Origin of the sequence: Acidovorax sp. 106 (assembly GCF_003663825.1) — a bacterium.
Taxonomy (GTDB): domain Bacteria; phylum Pseudomonadota; class Gammaproteobacteria; order Burkholderiales; family Burkholderiaceae_C; genus Acidovorax.
Genome location: NZ_RCCC01000001.1, coordinates 904,888 through 919,607 on the forward strand (window position 1 = coordinate 904,888; position 14,720 = coordinate 919,607).

General features: G+C 61.9%; 12 protein-coding genes and 2 pseudogenes. 4 read left to right on the top strand and 10 right to left on the bottom strand.

From position 1 onward, the window contains the following. Nucleotides 1–2 precede the first annotated feature (2 nt). A pseudogene (locus tag C8C98_RS21975) lies at nucleotides 3–265 on the bottom strand (IS4 family transposase); the annotation flags it as partial. Nucleotides 266–761: 496 nt separating this feature from the next. Here C8C98_RS21975 and C8C98_RS04005 point away from each other — a divergent pair. Then, on the top strand, nucleotides 762–1,343 hold the full coding sequence (locus tag C8C98_RS04005; protein ID WP_199726545.1) for an RNA polymerase sigma factor: 582 nt from the start codon (nucleotides 762–764) through the stop codon (nucleotides 1,341–1,343). Here C8C98_RS04005 and C8C98_RS04010 read toward each other — a convergent pair. Genes C8C98_RS04010 through hpaH form a run of 8 tightly spaced genes read right to left on the bottom strand, consistent with a single transcriptional unit; the run spans nucleotide 1,327 to nucleotide 10,447 of the window. Beyond that, nucleotides 1,327–2,310, bottom strand: a complete 984-nt coding sequence (locus C8C98_RS04010; RefSeq protein ID WP_121453229.1) for a Bug family tripartite tricarboxylate transporter substrate binding protein — start codon at nucleotides 2,308–2,310, stop codon at nucleotides 1,327–1,329. The genes C8C98_RS04005 and C8C98_RS04010 overlap by 17 nt on opposite strands. A gap of 43 nt (nucleotides 2,311–2,353) precedes the next feature. Then, entirely contained in the window at nucleotides 2,354–3,307 is a 954-nt protein-coding gene (locus C8C98_RS04015; RefSeq protein ID WP_121456009.1) for a fumarylacetoacetate hydrolase family protein, read from the bottom strand. A gap of 40 nt (nucleotides 3,308–3,347) precedes the next feature. After that, entirely contained in the window at nucleotides 3,348–4,268 is a 921-nt protein-coding gene (locus C8C98_RS04020) for an extradiol ring-cleavage dioxygenase (RefSeq protein ID WP_121453230.1), read from the bottom strand. 36 nt (nucleotides 4,269–4,304) lie between these two features. Continuing rightward, complete coding sequence (locus C8C98_RS04025) at nucleotides 4,305–5,885, bottom strand: carboxylesterase/lipase family protein (protein WP_233574446.1); 1,581 nt, start codon at nucleotides 5,883–5,885, stop codon at nucleotides 4,305–4,307. 37 nt (nucleotides 5,886–5,922) lie between these two features. Continuing rightward, a complete protein-coding gene (locus tag C8C98_RS04030; protein WP_121453231.1) occupies nucleotides 5,923–7,398 on the bottom strand; it encodes an aldehyde dehydrogenase family protein in 1,476 nt (491 codons plus the stop codon). Between the two features lie 37 nt (nucleotides 7,399–7,435). Further along, nucleotides 7,436–8,845: an FAD-binding oxidoreductase gene (locus tag C8C98_RS04035; RefSeq protein WP_121453232.1), complete on the bottom strand. Its 1,410-nt coding sequence runs from the start codon at nucleotides 8,843–8,845 to the stop codon at nucleotides 7,436–7,438. Further along, a complete protein-coding gene (gene hpaI, locus C8C98_RS04040; protein WP_121453233.1) occupies nucleotides 8,835–9,644 on the bottom strand; it encodes a 4-hydroxy-2-oxoheptanedioate aldolase in 810 nt (269 codons plus the stop codon). Before hpaI ends, C8C98_RS04035 begins: the two co-directional genes overlap by 11 nt. Further along, nucleotides 9,641–10,447 (bottom strand): 2-oxo-hept-4-ene-1,7-dioate hydratase, encoded by an 807-nt coding sequence (gene hpaH / locus C8C98_RS04045; RefSeq protein WP_233574447.1) that lies wholly within the window; start codon nucleotides 10,445–10,447, stop codon nucleotides 9,641–9,643. The genes hpaI and hpaH overlap by 4 nt, the downstream gene beginning before the upstream one ends. A gap of 145 nt (nucleotides 10,448–10,592) precedes the next feature. On the opposite strand from hpaH, the gene C8C98_RS04050 reads away from it, so the two are divergent. Next, entirely contained in the window at nucleotides 10,593–11,543 is a 951-nt protein-coding gene (locus C8C98_RS04050; protein WP_121453235.1) for a LysR family transcriptional regulator, read from the top strand. Here C8C98_RS04050 and hpaD read toward each other — a convergent pair. Beyond that, nucleotides 11,470–12,366 carry a 3,4-dihydroxyphenylacetate 2,3-dioxygenase gene (hpaD, locus tag C8C98_RS04055; protein WP_121453236.1) on the bottom strand — a complete coding sequence of 299 codons (897 nt, stop codon included), beginning with the start codon at nucleotides 12,364–12,366 and terminating at the stop codon, nucleotides 11,470–11,472. The genes C8C98_RS04050 and hpaD overlap by 74 nt on opposite strands. Nucleotides 12,367–12,507: 141 nt before the next feature. Here hpaD and C8C98_RS21980 point away from each other — a divergent pair. Both C8C98_RS21980 and C8C98_RS04060 read left to right on the top strand, forming a co-directional pair. After that, nucleotides 12,508–12,722 (top strand): annotated as a pseudogene (locus tag C8C98_RS21980) (IS3 family transposase); the annotation flags it as partial. Between the two features lie 363 nt (nucleotides 12,723–13,085). After that, the gene (locus tag C8C98_RS04060; protein ID WP_121453237.1) at nucleotides 13,086–14,486 is read left to right on the top strand and encodes an MBL fold metallo-hydrolase; all 1,401 of its coding nucleotides are present in this window, start codon (nucleotides 13,086–13,088) and stop codon (nucleotides 14,484–14,486) included. Nucleotides 14,487–14,720 lie beyond the last annotated feature (234 nt).

Consider the following 14,720-nt stretch of genomic DNA (forward strand, 5'->3'; position numbering starts at 1 on the left):
AAGCGCTGGGCACTGCCCCGTACCAATGCCTGCAGCAGGGCGGGTTCCATGTGTTTGACCTTGGTTTACAGCGCCGCCAGAGACACCAGCAGGCGATCGGTCATCTTGAGTGCAGCGGCATGCAGCGAAGGCGGCAGCCCCAGCGTAACCAGCATCATCACGCTGGAAAACAGCAACTCGCGTGGGCACTGCCGTTGCCGATGCGCCTCACACACCCTGTCTATCCTCTGGCTGGCAGTGCACGGTCCAGTGCAAGGCGCGTCATCACCGCTGCTGGTACTTGCTTACCGTACCTCCCAACAACCTGCCAGATGGCCTTCTTCCCGTTTCTTTGGCTCTGCAAGATGAAAGGAGTGGGGAGCAAAGACGTCGCAAGGTACGGCTCCAAGAGCCTGTTTGCGATCTTCCAGGGGATCATCGCTTTGGAACGCAATCGGGATGCTTATGAGACCATGAAAAATCTTGAACAGAGGTTCTGAAGAGATCGCCCAGGCGCTGGAGAATGCGATTGCGCGGCTGCCGGGTCAGCCAACGCGGGCGGCCCAGCGCGTGCCGCGCGCGACGGCTGTTCTTTGCTCCCTGGACACAGGCTTGGCGACACACTTAATAGGAACAATTCTTATTAATACCCCAAAATCACCGAAGCGCAGTGCCAGCAACGCAGCTTCATCGTTCCTTCTCCGTAGAAGGCGATGACTTGCCTGCATGACCCGCGGCCGATTTCCAGGGCCTATCGTCCATGCTTGCGAGAAGGCGGCCGGATGAGTGACCTCGTTCAGGAACTGGTAGCTCACTATGCGGACTTGCGTCGGCAGCTCACTCGCGACTTGAGGGACTCTCACTATGCGGCCGACATCGCACAGACGAGCTTCAAGCAGGTGTTCGCACAGGCCAGGAAGTCGCTGGGCGCCGGCCGTACCGGCTCCACCAGCGATGCAGTATCGGATGAGGCCAAGAACAACGGCAGCATCGAATCGCCCCGCACCCTGCTCCTTCGCGTGGCCCGCAACCTGTGCTTCGACGAAGCACGCCGCCGCAAGGTGGCGCAGGAATGGGTCCGCACGCCCGCCACCATCGGCACACCTCTGACTGCGCCGTCCAGTGAATTCATCCTGGCACAGCCGCGCGTGCTGACGCGGGGGGGGAGAAACCATGGAAAAGTTCCCACCGCGACGGCGCGAAGTGTTACTGCTGTTCCGTGCCTACCCGCACATTCCCCGTGGCCCCGTGGATGCACCAATGAGACTGCCAATCGCCCCCGCCCCGACGATGCAAACCGTTTGCAGTTTCAGGGCGTAGAGACTGGAGGCGAGGTGCGATGGCGACTCAAGCATCGGCCGTGAAACCGATGGATTTGACGATGGGGCCCCAACGCTCCAGATCGGCCTTCAACGCTGCCGCGAGTTCCTCGGGCGAGGAGGCGCGGACTTCGAGGCCCATGGCCGCGAGCCCGTCCACAACGTCTTTCGCACCAAGCGCCTTGCGGATTTCGGCGTTGGCCTGGTTGACCACAGCCGCGCTGGCCTTGCCGGGCAGGAAGAAACCGTGCCACTCGCCATAGACCAGCGACTTGTACCCTTGCTCGGCCAGAGTGGCGACTTGCGGGACGAACTTGTTGCGCGCGGCGCCACTGGTCGCAAGGACTCGCAACTTGCCGCCAGGCAGGTGGGGCAGAAACTCGCCCACGGGCGCTGACACGGCTGCAATCTGCCCACCCACCAGATCCATGATGGCTGGCTGCGTGCCACGGAAGCCGATGTGGCGCAGATCCACCTTGCCCGCACGTCCGATGAGCACCCCGACGAAGTGGGGGACAGAGCCGGGCGCGGGGGAGCCGAAGTTCGCCTGTGTCGGATTGGCATTGCACCAGGCAAGAAATTCGGGGACCGTGGTGACGGAGGCGGGAACCAGGGGGCCCACGGCAAAACCCATGTCCACCTGCACGGCCGTTGACACTGGCGTCAGATCCACAAGCGGGTCGTAAGGCAGCTTCTTGTAGGTATGGGGGTAGATGCCGAGCATCGACATCGGCGTCACCAGCAAGGTGCTGCCATCGGCGGGCGAGGCCTTCAAGGCGGAGATCGCAATTTGCCCCCCGGCACCCGGGCGGTTGTCAACGACGACCGCCTTGGCATAGGTTCCGGCCAGGTGAGCGGCGACACGGCGGGCTTCAGTATCGATCGTTCCGCCGGGCGCGAAACCGGCAATGATCTTGGCGCTCTCCAGCGTGTTCGCACGGGCTGCAAAAGGTACGGCGGTGGCGGCCAGGCCCCATGCCATCTGCGAGATCAGTTGTCGACGTGTTTTCATTGGATATGTCTCCTTGCGTAAGGCGTTGAGTGGATGCAAGAGCTCAGCCCTTCTTGCTCTTTCTGGCCTCGGCGAGGTTCTGCTTGAAGCGGTCTGGTACACGCTCGTCGAATCCCAGCGCCACGCGCCGAACCTCTGCCGTATCGGTGGGTTGATGCCCCACGCCCAGTGCGCTGGCGCGAGGAGCCGCAATTTCCACCACCGTTCCTGCCACCCGGCCGATACCGGTGATCTCGCACTCGACGAAATCGCCGGGATCTACGGATCGCGAGTGGCAAGGGGTTCCCATCAGGATCACGTCGCCAGCCACCAGCGTGATGTGACGCGCAAGATCGGCGATGACGTAATGGGGGCCCCAGATGGTTTCTTCGCCGATGTGGGCTTCCTGAACGACCAGGCCGTTCACATAGGTTCGAAGGGTTTGCTCAAACAGGTTGACCCCGCGCACCAATCCAGGGCCGATGGGCAACAGCGTGTCCGCGCCCTTCACACGCAGCATCGATCCCTGGTCGGTATCGCGAAAGTTCTGCAGACCCATGTCGAGTGCGGGGCAGAAACCTTCGATGTAGCCCCATGCCTCATCAGGTGTGACGTTGCGGCAGGTCTTGCCGATCACCACGCCGTATTCGCCCTCGTAGTTCAGGTACTGGCAATCGGCCGGTTTGAGGATTTGACCCCTATGCCCGTTCAGCGAAGTGGGCGGCTTGGTGAAATACGTCGGCGACTCTGTTGGCTTGTTTTTTTGGCGCGTCTCGTAGCTGCGCGAGCTGTACGAGATATGGACGGCAATGATCTTACTGGGGTTGACGGGCGGCAGGTAGTTCAGCGCCTGGGCGTCCAGCACCCGGCCGTCGTCAAGCTGCAAGCGGCCTGCATCGGGACCACCCTCGATCAGGGTTCCCCAAAATGCGCTGCCGCCCACCAAAGCGCGACGGCGCTCAACCCGGGGGCCGCGCATGACGGAGGGTACATCGGAGATGGGAAACTCGAAATTCATGGTGCTCAATGTGTTGGTGGTGGTGACGGGGCGGGAGGCATCAGGCGGCAGCGAGCTGGCCCGCTGCATCGGCATCGCCTTGGCTTGCTGCCTCCGAGACATCGAACCAGACGTGAATGTTTCCGGTGCCGCGAGCGTTTTCGTAGGCTGACAGCGGCTCGCCTTTGGCGCGGCAGGCGGCACCGCCCATGGCTCCGAGCATCTGCAGGTAGTGCGCTCCAAACGCCTCCCATGGTTTGCGACGGTAGTCGTCGTCCCAACGCGCGAGGATCTCGTCATGGCGCCCCTGGCGCATGAGTTCAATGGCCGCCTTGTCGCTTTCAATGTTCTCGGGACGAGACACATTGCTTTCGTGGAAGATGCGTGGGTGGTTCGGGCGCCAATCAATGCCGTTGAACTTGTGGCTGAGCGCCCCCGAGGCGAGCAGCACCACATTGAGGTCGCTTCGGCGAATGGCTTCGCCGATGTCTTCGCCCGATTGGAGGAACTGAGGCCACTCGCAGTTCTGGCAAGAGCTGACGGTCAGGACCGGGGTCTTGCTCAATTCCATGTGCAGGTGCTTGACCAGGTTGATCGTTGCGTACTGCTTTCCCAGTTCGGGATGGCGGATGTTACGCACGTAACCTTTCCGTTCCCGCGAAACAGCTTCCACCTGGACGGCGAGGTCAGGGCAGCCCAGGTAGCTGTAGGGAATGCCATTCAGATACCAGGGCATTTCGTCCGAGATATAGCTACCCTCGAACTTCTCACCCCCATCCACTAGGTGGTAGCCTGTGGTGAACCAGTGCGAATCGAAGATCAGTACGGCATCTGGTTTCACTGCCTTGATCCGCTCCCGAAGTCGGGCATATCCCGAGATCAGGTCGGAGTCTGACCCTGCACCTTGCAGCACGCGAAACTCTTCGCACTGCATCAGGCCAGGGTGGTGCGACACCACGGCGGCGCCAACGATTTTTCCCATCGAGAGTCTCCTAGAAGCGGCCATCCAGGCAGCAGATCAGTTGAATTTCTTGCCTGCCCACAGTTGCCGCCGGTCCGCCAGGGGATCGGCAACCACCGCAGAGCGGGTGTCAAAACGCATGGTCGGGCGGGTGGCGAGGTCGTAGCGTGCCCATCCAGGATCGCCGGTTTTGACGAATCGCAGCCAGTGCCCAAACATGGTGTCTGCCAGCGGCTGGTGGCCCTGACCTCCCAGGAAGGGGCCGGCCTGCGTGCTGGCCAGGGTGTTGAAGACGTAAGGCACATCCACCACATGGGCGGCGCCCAGCCGGCCGCCAAAACCCGGCGATTGCCACGCAAACTGGTAGTTCCAGGTCGGAGCGCCTGCTGCGACCCGGTTTTCTGCGTAGCGCTGCGCTGGCATGCGGAACGTGCTGTCGGACTCCAGCGCCGCCAGCATGTCGCCGGGTGATGCGCTGGTACGCACTTGGGCGTAGACATTCGGCGCGTTGGAAGTCAGACCAGCCCCTCCCAGCACACCCGCGAATGCCTGTACTGAGATCCGATCAATGGCGCCGCCAGGCACCAGGTACAAGCGGGCTTCGTCGTCGGTGCTGCCGATCAGCAGCGGAATTGCTGTGTGCGCATGCCGGGTTAGCGAGGCCAGCGGAGGGTCTGTGAGCAGCGTGCCGTCCACCACGGGCAGGTAGGGGGGCTGACCGCCGATACCGCCCCACTTGGCCCGGTCGCGCAAGTCGGCCACCATGCGCTCCGCGCCCGCGACGAGCGCGGCCAGTGGCACACCGGCCAGCGCTTTGGCCGTGGGCTCTACACCCAGCGTTGCGGCGGTCGCCACCGCGATACGGCGGGCCTGCTCAGGGGTCAAGTGGTTCTGTGGTGGGCTCTGTGCGATGGCTTTGTGGAACAGCCCTTTTGCTGCAGGCATGCCCATCAGGGCCATCACACTCTGGGCTCCGGCAGACTGCCCGGCCAGGGTGACGTTGGCGGCATCCCCCCCGAAGGCCGCGATGTTCTGCCGCACCCATTGGAGGGCAGCTATCTGGTCCAGAAAGCCCCGGTTGGGCGGCATGCCTTCGACCCACATGAATCCGTCGATGCCCACGCGGTAATTGACGGTCACCACCACCACACCTGCGCGGGCATAGGCGCTGCCGTCGTACCACGACTCACCAGCGTCCACGCGATAGAAGGCGCCACCAGGCAACCAGACCAGGACCGGCGCGCCCCGGGCGTCGGCGGGGGCCCAGATGTTCAGCGTCAAATCGTCAGCAGCGCCCGACATGCCTCCATCGGCTCCGCGAGAAGGCTGGGGAGGCATGGGCCCTGCGCTGGACGCATCGCGAACGCCCGTCCATGCGGTCACAGGCTGGGGTGCCTTGAACCGGTTGGCCTCCAGGTACGGATTGGCTGCGTAAGGGATGCGCTGGAAAGACAGCACTGGCCCTTGCCTCCGGCCGGCCAGCTTCCCCTGTGCCACGGTCGCGATGGGGGTATCTCCCGTGGCATTGGCAATCGCCGTGGCCGTCGATGACGCGCATCCGCTGAGCGCTATGCCGCCAAAGCCAAGCGCTGCGCAACCCATGAGAAGCTGGCGCCGGGATGTGTTCTCGTTGTTCATTGTTGTCTCCTTGTGATGCGACAAACCCGGCTGAAACTCAACGGTGGCTGAAGCTGGCCTTGAAAGGCCTTTTAGGAATGACCACGTCCTTGACATCGCAGAAGAACTCGAAGCTCCACTCGCCGCCTTCACGGCCGACCCCTGAGCGCTTGATCCCACCAAACGGCGCCGCCAGATCGCGGATGCCGAAGCTGTTGACCCAGATAAAGCCGGTGCGGACTCGCTCGGCCACAGCCACGGCGTGCCCCTGCTCGCCGTAGCACACGCCCCCAAGGCCGTAGTCGGTGCCGTTCGCCATCTCGATGGCTTCTTCATCGGAGCTGAAGGTCTGCAGCGTGAGCACTGGACCAAACACCTCGTTCTGCACGATCTCGTCGTCCTGGCGCAGGTCGGTCAGCATGGTGGGCTGGTAGTACTGCGCGCCGAATGGATGGCGAGCGCCGCCCCACAGCACGCGTGCGCCACCGGCCACGGCCCGGTCCACAAACGCGGCGACACGTTCCAGCTGCCGGGGATGAATCAGCGGCCCCACCTCCGTCGCTTCGTCACGCGGGTCGCCAATGTTGAGCTTCTCCACATAGCCGCGCAGCGCCGCGATGTAGCGGTCGGCGATCGTCTGGTGCACCAGGAAGCGGGTGCCAGCCAGACACACCTGGCCGGCGTTTCGGTACATGAGAGCCCCGGTGGCTGCAGCGCTGTCGATATCGGCGTCTTCCAGCACGATGAAGGCGCTCTTGCCCCCCAACTCCAGGCTGCACGGCACCAAGTTGGCACCGGCAGCCCCCGCGATCCATTTTGCGGTAGGCACCGAGCCCGTGAACGAGATCCGAGCAAGGCGCGGGTCGCTGACCAGCTTGGCGCCGGTCTTTGCGCCGCTTCCTTGCACCACGTTGAACACACCAGGGGGCAGGCCCGCAGCGTGGGCCGCATCGGCCAGCAGCGAACAGGTCAAGGGCGCCCACTCTGGTGGCTTGAGCACACAGGTATTGCCCGATGCCAGTGCGGGGCCCAACTTCCAGGTGGACAGCATGAGCGGCGCGTTCCACGGGGTGATGATGGCAACCACGCCCGCCGGGTCATGCCGAACCAGATGGGTGGCTTGCTCCGTTTCCAGCGTGCGATCTTGCAGCCCCAGCGCACGTTCCGCAAACCACTTGATATTCAGCATGGCGCGTGGGGCCACGCCGTGGCGCATGCGCGAGAGGAGCACCCCTGCATCGTTGCTTTCCAGCTGGCACAAGGCGTCTGCTCGCTTGCCAATCTCTTCAGCAAACCGGTCCAGATAGGGCTTGCGGCCCTCGGCCCCCAGCGCTGCCCAGGCCGAAAATGCGCGTTGCGCCGCCTGAATCGCCTGGTCCACATGCTCGGCAAGACCTTCCGACACTTGGCCCAGCAAGTGTTGGTCAATCGGGCAATGCAGCTCGAAGGTTTCGGTAGAACCTATTCTTTGGCCGTCGATGTAGTGGTCTGGTGAAACGGGGATGCCGGCCACGACCAGGGGTGCGCTATTCATTGGGATTCCCATCCATGTTGGAAAAAGAAGAAGACGATCAGGGCAGCAACTTGCCGGGGTTGAGCAAGCCATGCGGATCGAGCGCAGCTTTGATGCGGCGCATCAGGTCGATCTCCACGGGCGACTTGTAGCGAGCCGACTCGTCGCGGCGGAGCACGCCGAGCCCGTGCTCTGCAGAGATGGAGCCGCCACGCGCATGCACTGCGTCGTGAACCAATCGATTCATCGCTGGCTCCAGTGCCAGAAATTCTGCGGGGGAGGCACCCTCGACAGGAGACAGGTTGTAGTGCAGGTTTCCGTCGCCCAAATGGCCAAAGACCACGAGGCGGACCCCACTGGACTGCGCCCGGATGGCCGCATCGGTGGACCCAATGAACTCGGCAATGCGCGACGCAGGCAGCGAAATGTCGTGCTTGATGGTTTTGCCTTCGGCTCCTTGCGCCTCGGAGATGTTCTCGCGCAGCGCCCACAGGGTCTGCAACTGCGACAAGTTGGAAGACAGCGCTGCGTCTGTGATCAAAGACTGGTCGAACGCAGCCTCCAGCAGCGACTCCATGCTGGAGGTGGCCTGCGCGTCATCCAGCTCCCCGGACAGCTCCAGCAGCACGTACCACGGACTGCGCTCTGCAAACGGAATGCGGCTTCCCGGAACATGCTTCTCGACCAGTTGCAGGCAGGTGTCGCTCATCAACTCGAACGCGGTGAGCGCGGCACCCAGGCGCGCCTGCGCGAAGGTCAGCAGCTCGACCGCTTGTGCGGGGGCAGGCACTGCCATGCATGCGACGACCTGAGACCTTGGCGGGGGGAAGAGCTTCAGGGTTGCGCCCGTGATGATGCCGAGCGTGCCTTCGCTACCGATGTACAGATCGCGCAGGTCATAGCCGGTGTTGTCCTTGCGCAGACCCCGAAGGCCGTTCCACAGCTCACCCTCTGCCGTCACCACCTCCAGCCCCAGGCAAAGCTCTCGCGCGTTGCCGTAGCGGAGCACCTGCACGCCCCCGGCGTTGCTGGCCAGGTTGCCGCCGATGGTGCAGCTCCCCTCGGCGGCCAGGCTCAGCGGGAACATCCGGCCTTGTGCCTGTGCGGCCTCCTGGAGCGCCAGCAGTGTGACGCCCGCATCGACGGTGACGGTGTTGTTCTGGAGATCAACCGAGCGGACGCTCTGGAGCCGAGACAGCGACAGAACAACGGAGCGGCCCGATGCGTCGGGCGTGGCCCCGCCGGACAGTCCGGTGTTGCCGCCTTGGGGCACCACCGGAATGCGCCGTTCATGGCACCACCGCATGACGTGCGCTACGTCCTGGGGGCTGTCGGGTTGCACCACCGCCAACGCAGTCCCGGTCCATTTGCCACGCCAGTCCGTGAGGAACGGCGCCATCTCCCCCGCCTCCATGAAGAGGCGTCCGGCAAATGCGGCACGCAGCGCCGTGTGCAGCTCAGTACCCATTGCGCACCTCGGGGCCGGTAGGCGCAAGGTCGTTGCGATAGCGTTGCAGCAAGGCCCGGGCAGCCTGCGAAAGCAGCGTCGTATCGACCCCGATGGCGACAAACTGCGCACCCGCCGAGGTGTAGTGGCGCGCCAGGGCTTCGTCGGTGCAGAGGATGCCGGCCGCCTTGCCGTGCGAGCGTATGGTCTGAATGGCCTTCTCGATGGCAGCCTTGACATCAGGGTGCGATGGCTGCCCCAGGTAGCCCATGGACGCAGACAGATCGGCAGGGCCGATGAACACGCCGTCCACACCTTCGACCTGCGCAATGGCATCCAGCTGTGCGAGGGCATCCGCCGTCTCGACCTGAACCAGGAGGCAGACCCGGTCATTGGCTTCGTGCAGATAATTGGGATACCGGCTCCAGCGAGAGGACCGGGCCAGGCCGCTGCCCACGCCGCGAATACCCTGCGGCGGATAGCGCATCGCTGACGCCAGCGCGCTTGCAGCTTCTGCGGTCTCCACCATCGGAACCAGCAGGGTGCGCGCGCCGATTTCCAGCACTTGTTTGATGAGCGCGGAATCGCCGTGCGGAATACGCACGACCGCCTCCGTGTCGTAGGGCGCCGCCGCCTGAAGCCCGCCCAGCATAGAACGCAGGTCGTTCGGGCCGTGCTCTCCATCGATCAGCAGCCAGTCGTAGCCAAGTCCCGCGCACACCTCCGTTGCGTAGGGATCTGCGAGCCCAAGCCACAGGCCTGCAAGCTGGCGACCCGCCTGAAGTGCGTCCTTGAACGTATTGCGTGGCGTCTGGGTCATACAAATCTCCCAGAGATCGAGCCCAGGGAACCGTAGTCCGCATGGAACACATCGCCGACTGCGTAGGCGACAGGTCTCGTGAAGGAGCCGCCCAGAACGATTTCGCCAGCCGCGAGCGATTGCCCGTAGGGCGCGAGCCGGTTGGCCAGCCATGCGACACCGTTGGCGGGGTGGTTGAGTACGGCCGCACCGAGGCCCGACTCCTCGATCACCCCGTTCTTGAACAACAGGGCACCGGCCCAACGCCAGTCCACCTCATTTGGGCGCATCGGGCGACTACCCAGAATGATGGCGCCATTGGCCGCGTTGTCCGCGATCGTGTCCAGCACCTTGCGCGGCGAGCGGGTGTGCCGGTCAAACTGCTCGATGCGCGCATCAATGAGTTCCAGCGCCGGGACAACATAGTCGGTCGCATTGAGAACATCAAACATGGTGATCTCCGGCCCTTGGAGGGGCTTGGAGAGGATGAACGCGAACTCCACCTCCAGGCGGGGCAGGATGAAGCGGTCGGTCCGAATTTCCGATCCGTCAGCGATCAGCATGTCGTCGAGCAGCGTCCCGTAGTCAGGCTCCGTGATCTGGGACGAGATCTGCATGGCCCGGGAGGTCAAGCCGATCTTGTGGCCGATGACCTTGCGGCCATCCTGTTTGCGCAGTTCCATCCAGGCGCTCTGGATGGCATAGCTGTCTTCGATATCCATGGTGGGATGAAGACGAGAGAACTGTTCAAGCTGGGAGCGTGTGCGCTGCGACTCGTGCAGCTGACGCGCCAGCGATGCATGCAATGCGGGGCTGAGGTTCACGGTATGGGCCTGGTCGGTGCTGATGGCAGGCCCGGAGTATCTGGCTGTGAATTGCGATTGACAATCGACAAATAGTGGTGAATTAATAAGTAAAAGTGTCCAATTGATCTGACCTAGCGCAAGGCGCAAGCCGCAAAATTCACGCATGGCTCTCACACGGTTCACCCTCAGGCAGTTCGAAGCCTTCTCCAGCGTTGCTGAAATGCGCAGCTTTGCGGCTGCAAGCGAGCAGATGGGCCTGTCTTCATCTGCGGTCAGTCAACTCGTTGCGGAGCTGGAGTCCACCATTGGTTTTCGTGTGTTTGATCGCAGCACGAGGCGCGTAGAGCTGTCCAGTGCTGGCAGAGACTTTCTGGGCTCGGTCAAATCAGTGCTGAGACACGTTCACATGGCCGAATCTGCAGCCTCTGACGTCAGAAACAGGGCCTCCGGGGTCGTGCGCGTTGGCGCGCCCCTGGTGCTTGCGGGGGCCATTCTTCCTGCCGCCATCAAAGCCTTCTGCGAAGCCCGTCCGAAGGTCGTCATTCGCATCAGGGATACCCCGGTCGATGACCTCTTGGATCGCGTCGCCAGCGGCGACCTGGACTTGGCTGTGGGGCCAGATCGCAGCGGCATCGAACACGTTGAGGCCATCCCCGTCTTTGACAGTCCCTGGGTACTGTGGTGCTCGCCTGCGCACCCTTTGGCGCAGCGCAAGTCCCTGAAATGGGCGGATCTGCGCAACGCCCACATCGTTTCCGCCGGACGCGACCATGAGCGAAGCGTTGCGCAAATGCGCCTCAACGCCCCGGAGGGTTCGCGGGTGTTTCCGGTGGATGTGGTGGACAACGTTTCCACCGCCCTGGGTATTGCGGCCCAAGGGCTGGCGGCGACGTTGGCGCCCGCCTATATCTCCGTCATGGCCATGCCGTTGGGCCTGGTCATGCGGCGAGTCAAAGAGCCAGAAGCGATCCGGCAGGTCTGCATTTACCGGTCCACGGTGCGCGCATCGCCTCCGGCGGCAGAGGCGTTTGCCGAGTTTCTCAAAGAATGGCTTCAGCAGTGGCAAGCTGTTCAAGCTCGGCAGACACGGGCTCCACGGGCAACTGCGCGATAACCTGTCCCGTCCCTGAAGCCACAAAATACGGCGTGACCAGGTTGGCGTGCGCCTTGTAGTTCGCCCAGCCCAGGGAGCCCAGCAGCATCGCCGTGTCGTGCATCCATCCCTCGCCAGTGCACGCCTTGGCATAGCTCGGGAGCATTGCTGAGAACTCGGCCCAGCGGCCGGCCTGCCACAATTCCAGGGTGCGCAGATCGCATTGCCGATTGAATTCGTCGCTGATCTCGTATGGTCGGTCCAGAACGTCCTGATTGTCGTGAATCCTGTGGGAGAGCGAGCCGCTGGCGATCAGGGCAACGCGGTTTTCCGATGCTTCAATGGCTTGGCGAAACGCGGCGCCCACCCGGCGGCTTTCGTCGATCGTCGCGAATGCGCACCAGCCAGACACCGAAATGATGCGGATGCTCTTGTCGAGCTGCATGAAGTGCAGCGGCACAAGCGTTCCGTACTCCAGCCCGAGGTGTGACTTTTGATGCGCAATCGTCTTGACGCCCGCCGCACTGGCGCAGTGGGCCATGGCAAATGCCAACCCAGGGTTGCCCGGGTACGAGTAGGGAAGCTCGCTCAACTGCGTCGGGAACTCACTGCTTGTGAAAACCCCGTCAAATTGCGCCGCTCCGTTGACATGGTAAGCAGCATTGCTCAGCCAGTGCGTGTCCAAGATAACGACGGTGTCTGCCTCAGCTTCGGTGATTTGGCGGCCCACCTCCAATAATCCATCTGTGGCATCACGGCGGCAGCCGTGCAGCGGCCCTGGCTGCTCCGACATGATGAGTCGGGGAATGTGCGTGACTTTGGCGGCGTAAACAAGTTGGCCCATAGACGATCTCCTTTGGTTTGAACTCCACCTCAGTTTGTTTGAGGCAGACCTACAACCGCAAGCAATCAATACTTGCCCACTCATCAGAATTCCTCAGCAAATGAATTCCTGGTGATTGCACTTTGTCAACACGCTTTGCGTTTGGGAGTGACAGTCAACGGCATGTCCAAAGCCGAATTGAATTTCCACCGGGCGCTATAAAAAACCAACGACTTAGCTGAGTTCGCTACGCTCAAAGGCGTATCGTGGTTTAACCATCATCGCCTGCTCGCCCCAAAGGGTACATCCCGCCTGCTGGGGCTGAGGCAACCAAATACCGGCAACTCGCCAGTCAGAACATTGAGATGGTGATCTGACTTAGACCAAACAGCCTCGGCGACGCCGGGGCGATTCATTCCGAAGGAACGCTAACGAGTTGATAAGAATTTGTCGATTGGATTTTTGATCACCACGAATCAGACTTCGACCACTTTGCTCGCTTGACCCTAGGGATCATCTGCACGAATCGAGCGGAAAGTGGGCGCTGCGGATCGGGATGGGCTGCAAGGCGCAAAACGCAGCAATAGCCGTAGCTATTGCGAGTATTTGCAACGCCGCAGACCGCCCGAGACCGCAGATGCACACGACGCGGTGATTTGTGCAGAGGGTCCCTGGACGTCCATGTCGATGTCCGGAGCGCGCAAAGGGCGAAGTAGAAAAAACTCTGGAGACATTCATCAATGCGGCGATTCAATCCCCTCTCGCTCGGCACTGCCAAGCTCTCTTTGGCTGCGTGCATTGGCACCAGCGCGCTCATCACTGCTTGTGGTGGATCTGACAATTCATTCACGGCTCCCTTTCTCGACGCTACGCTCACATTGCCTGCAGCTGCAGCACCGGTGGCAACTCAATCTCCCGCAGGCACGAGTGAATATCAGCGACATCTCGACGCTGCAACGGCCAATGCCGGAAAGGAATTCGCGGGAGAACAGCGTCGCCAATGGTGTTACTCCGTCGAGAACGCAGGTGCCCCGCCTGAGCTTCAGGACACAACGGTCGTTCCTATGACCAAGATGTTTGACAACCTCTATTACACGGGACGCCGCTGGGTGGGGCAGTACATCCTGAAGACACCCAATGGCTATTTCCTTTTGGATGCGCAGAACAGTACGGATGACGCCAAGACTCTGACGATCCCTGGTCTGGTATCTGCTGGCATCAATCCCGCCTCGCTCAAAGGAATCATGCCGACACACGGTCACGGAGACCATTACAACGGCGCAAAATTCATGCAGGACACCTATGGCGGCCCTGTGTACATTGGCTCGGAAGACGCTGCGGCACTTACCGCGGCCAACGCGCGCAACGCAGCAGTGTTTTCTGGGTCTATCGTCACCACCTCGCTGAGCACCGGGACTATGACACCCCAGACACTGGCAGTAGATGGCTTGAACTTAACGGTGCTGTCTACTCCCGGCCACACTCCCGGAACGTTCTCGGGCATATTGCCGGCGCAACTGAGCGGTAAGACCTACAAGCTCATCTTTTGGGGTGGCACCGGAACGCCAACCACGCTACCGCTCGCCAAGGCATATCTCGATGGCTCAGAGCGGCTTTATCAGTTGGCCGTCACCGAGAACGTGGATGGAACAATCCACACCCATCCGTTTGCAGACGGATCGCTGGCCAAGCTCGATGCCATCAACAAAGGCACAACGGGGGTAAAGAACCCATTCCTCGTCGGAAACGCCAGCACGCTTCGTTCTTTGTCGATTCTTCGTGAGTGCTCAGCAGCGAAGGTTAACGCGCTTGACGCCACAGTGATAAATCCTGTGTGGCTCACGACGACCACTGAAGTAGCTGCTAGCAAGCGCACCGGTTCGAACGGCACCAGCAACGTGGCAGGACTGATTCGCGTCTCGGACCCTTATGGGCCTGTCGCGAACGCAATGGTCAAGCTCAGCCTGTCGGTCGGAAGCGATAGCTGTACTGCAACCACAGATGCTGCAGGCGTCGCTTCCTGCGCTTTCCTGACAACTCAACCGACACAGGGCGGTATTGCTACTGCCCAGTTCGTCGGGACGCGGACCAGTACTCAGGTCCAGCTACAAAGCTCGGCATCTGTCGCTCTCAACCAATAAATCACGTTCGTTGATGACAGAAGATCGTCTAGTGCACGCTGCCTACTCCGAGGGGCAGGCTCTTAGGCAGGCCCTTCTGGGCGTGCTCTTCTTGTTACCTTGGGGTGCCATCTGCGCTGATACTCCGCATTCCGCAGAGAGACACCTTCACTCGGCACGCCAGCATGCCAAGGCGTCCGCACAACTTCAAAAGAAGATCCGGATCTGGTGCGCATCTGACTTGCAAGATTCGCG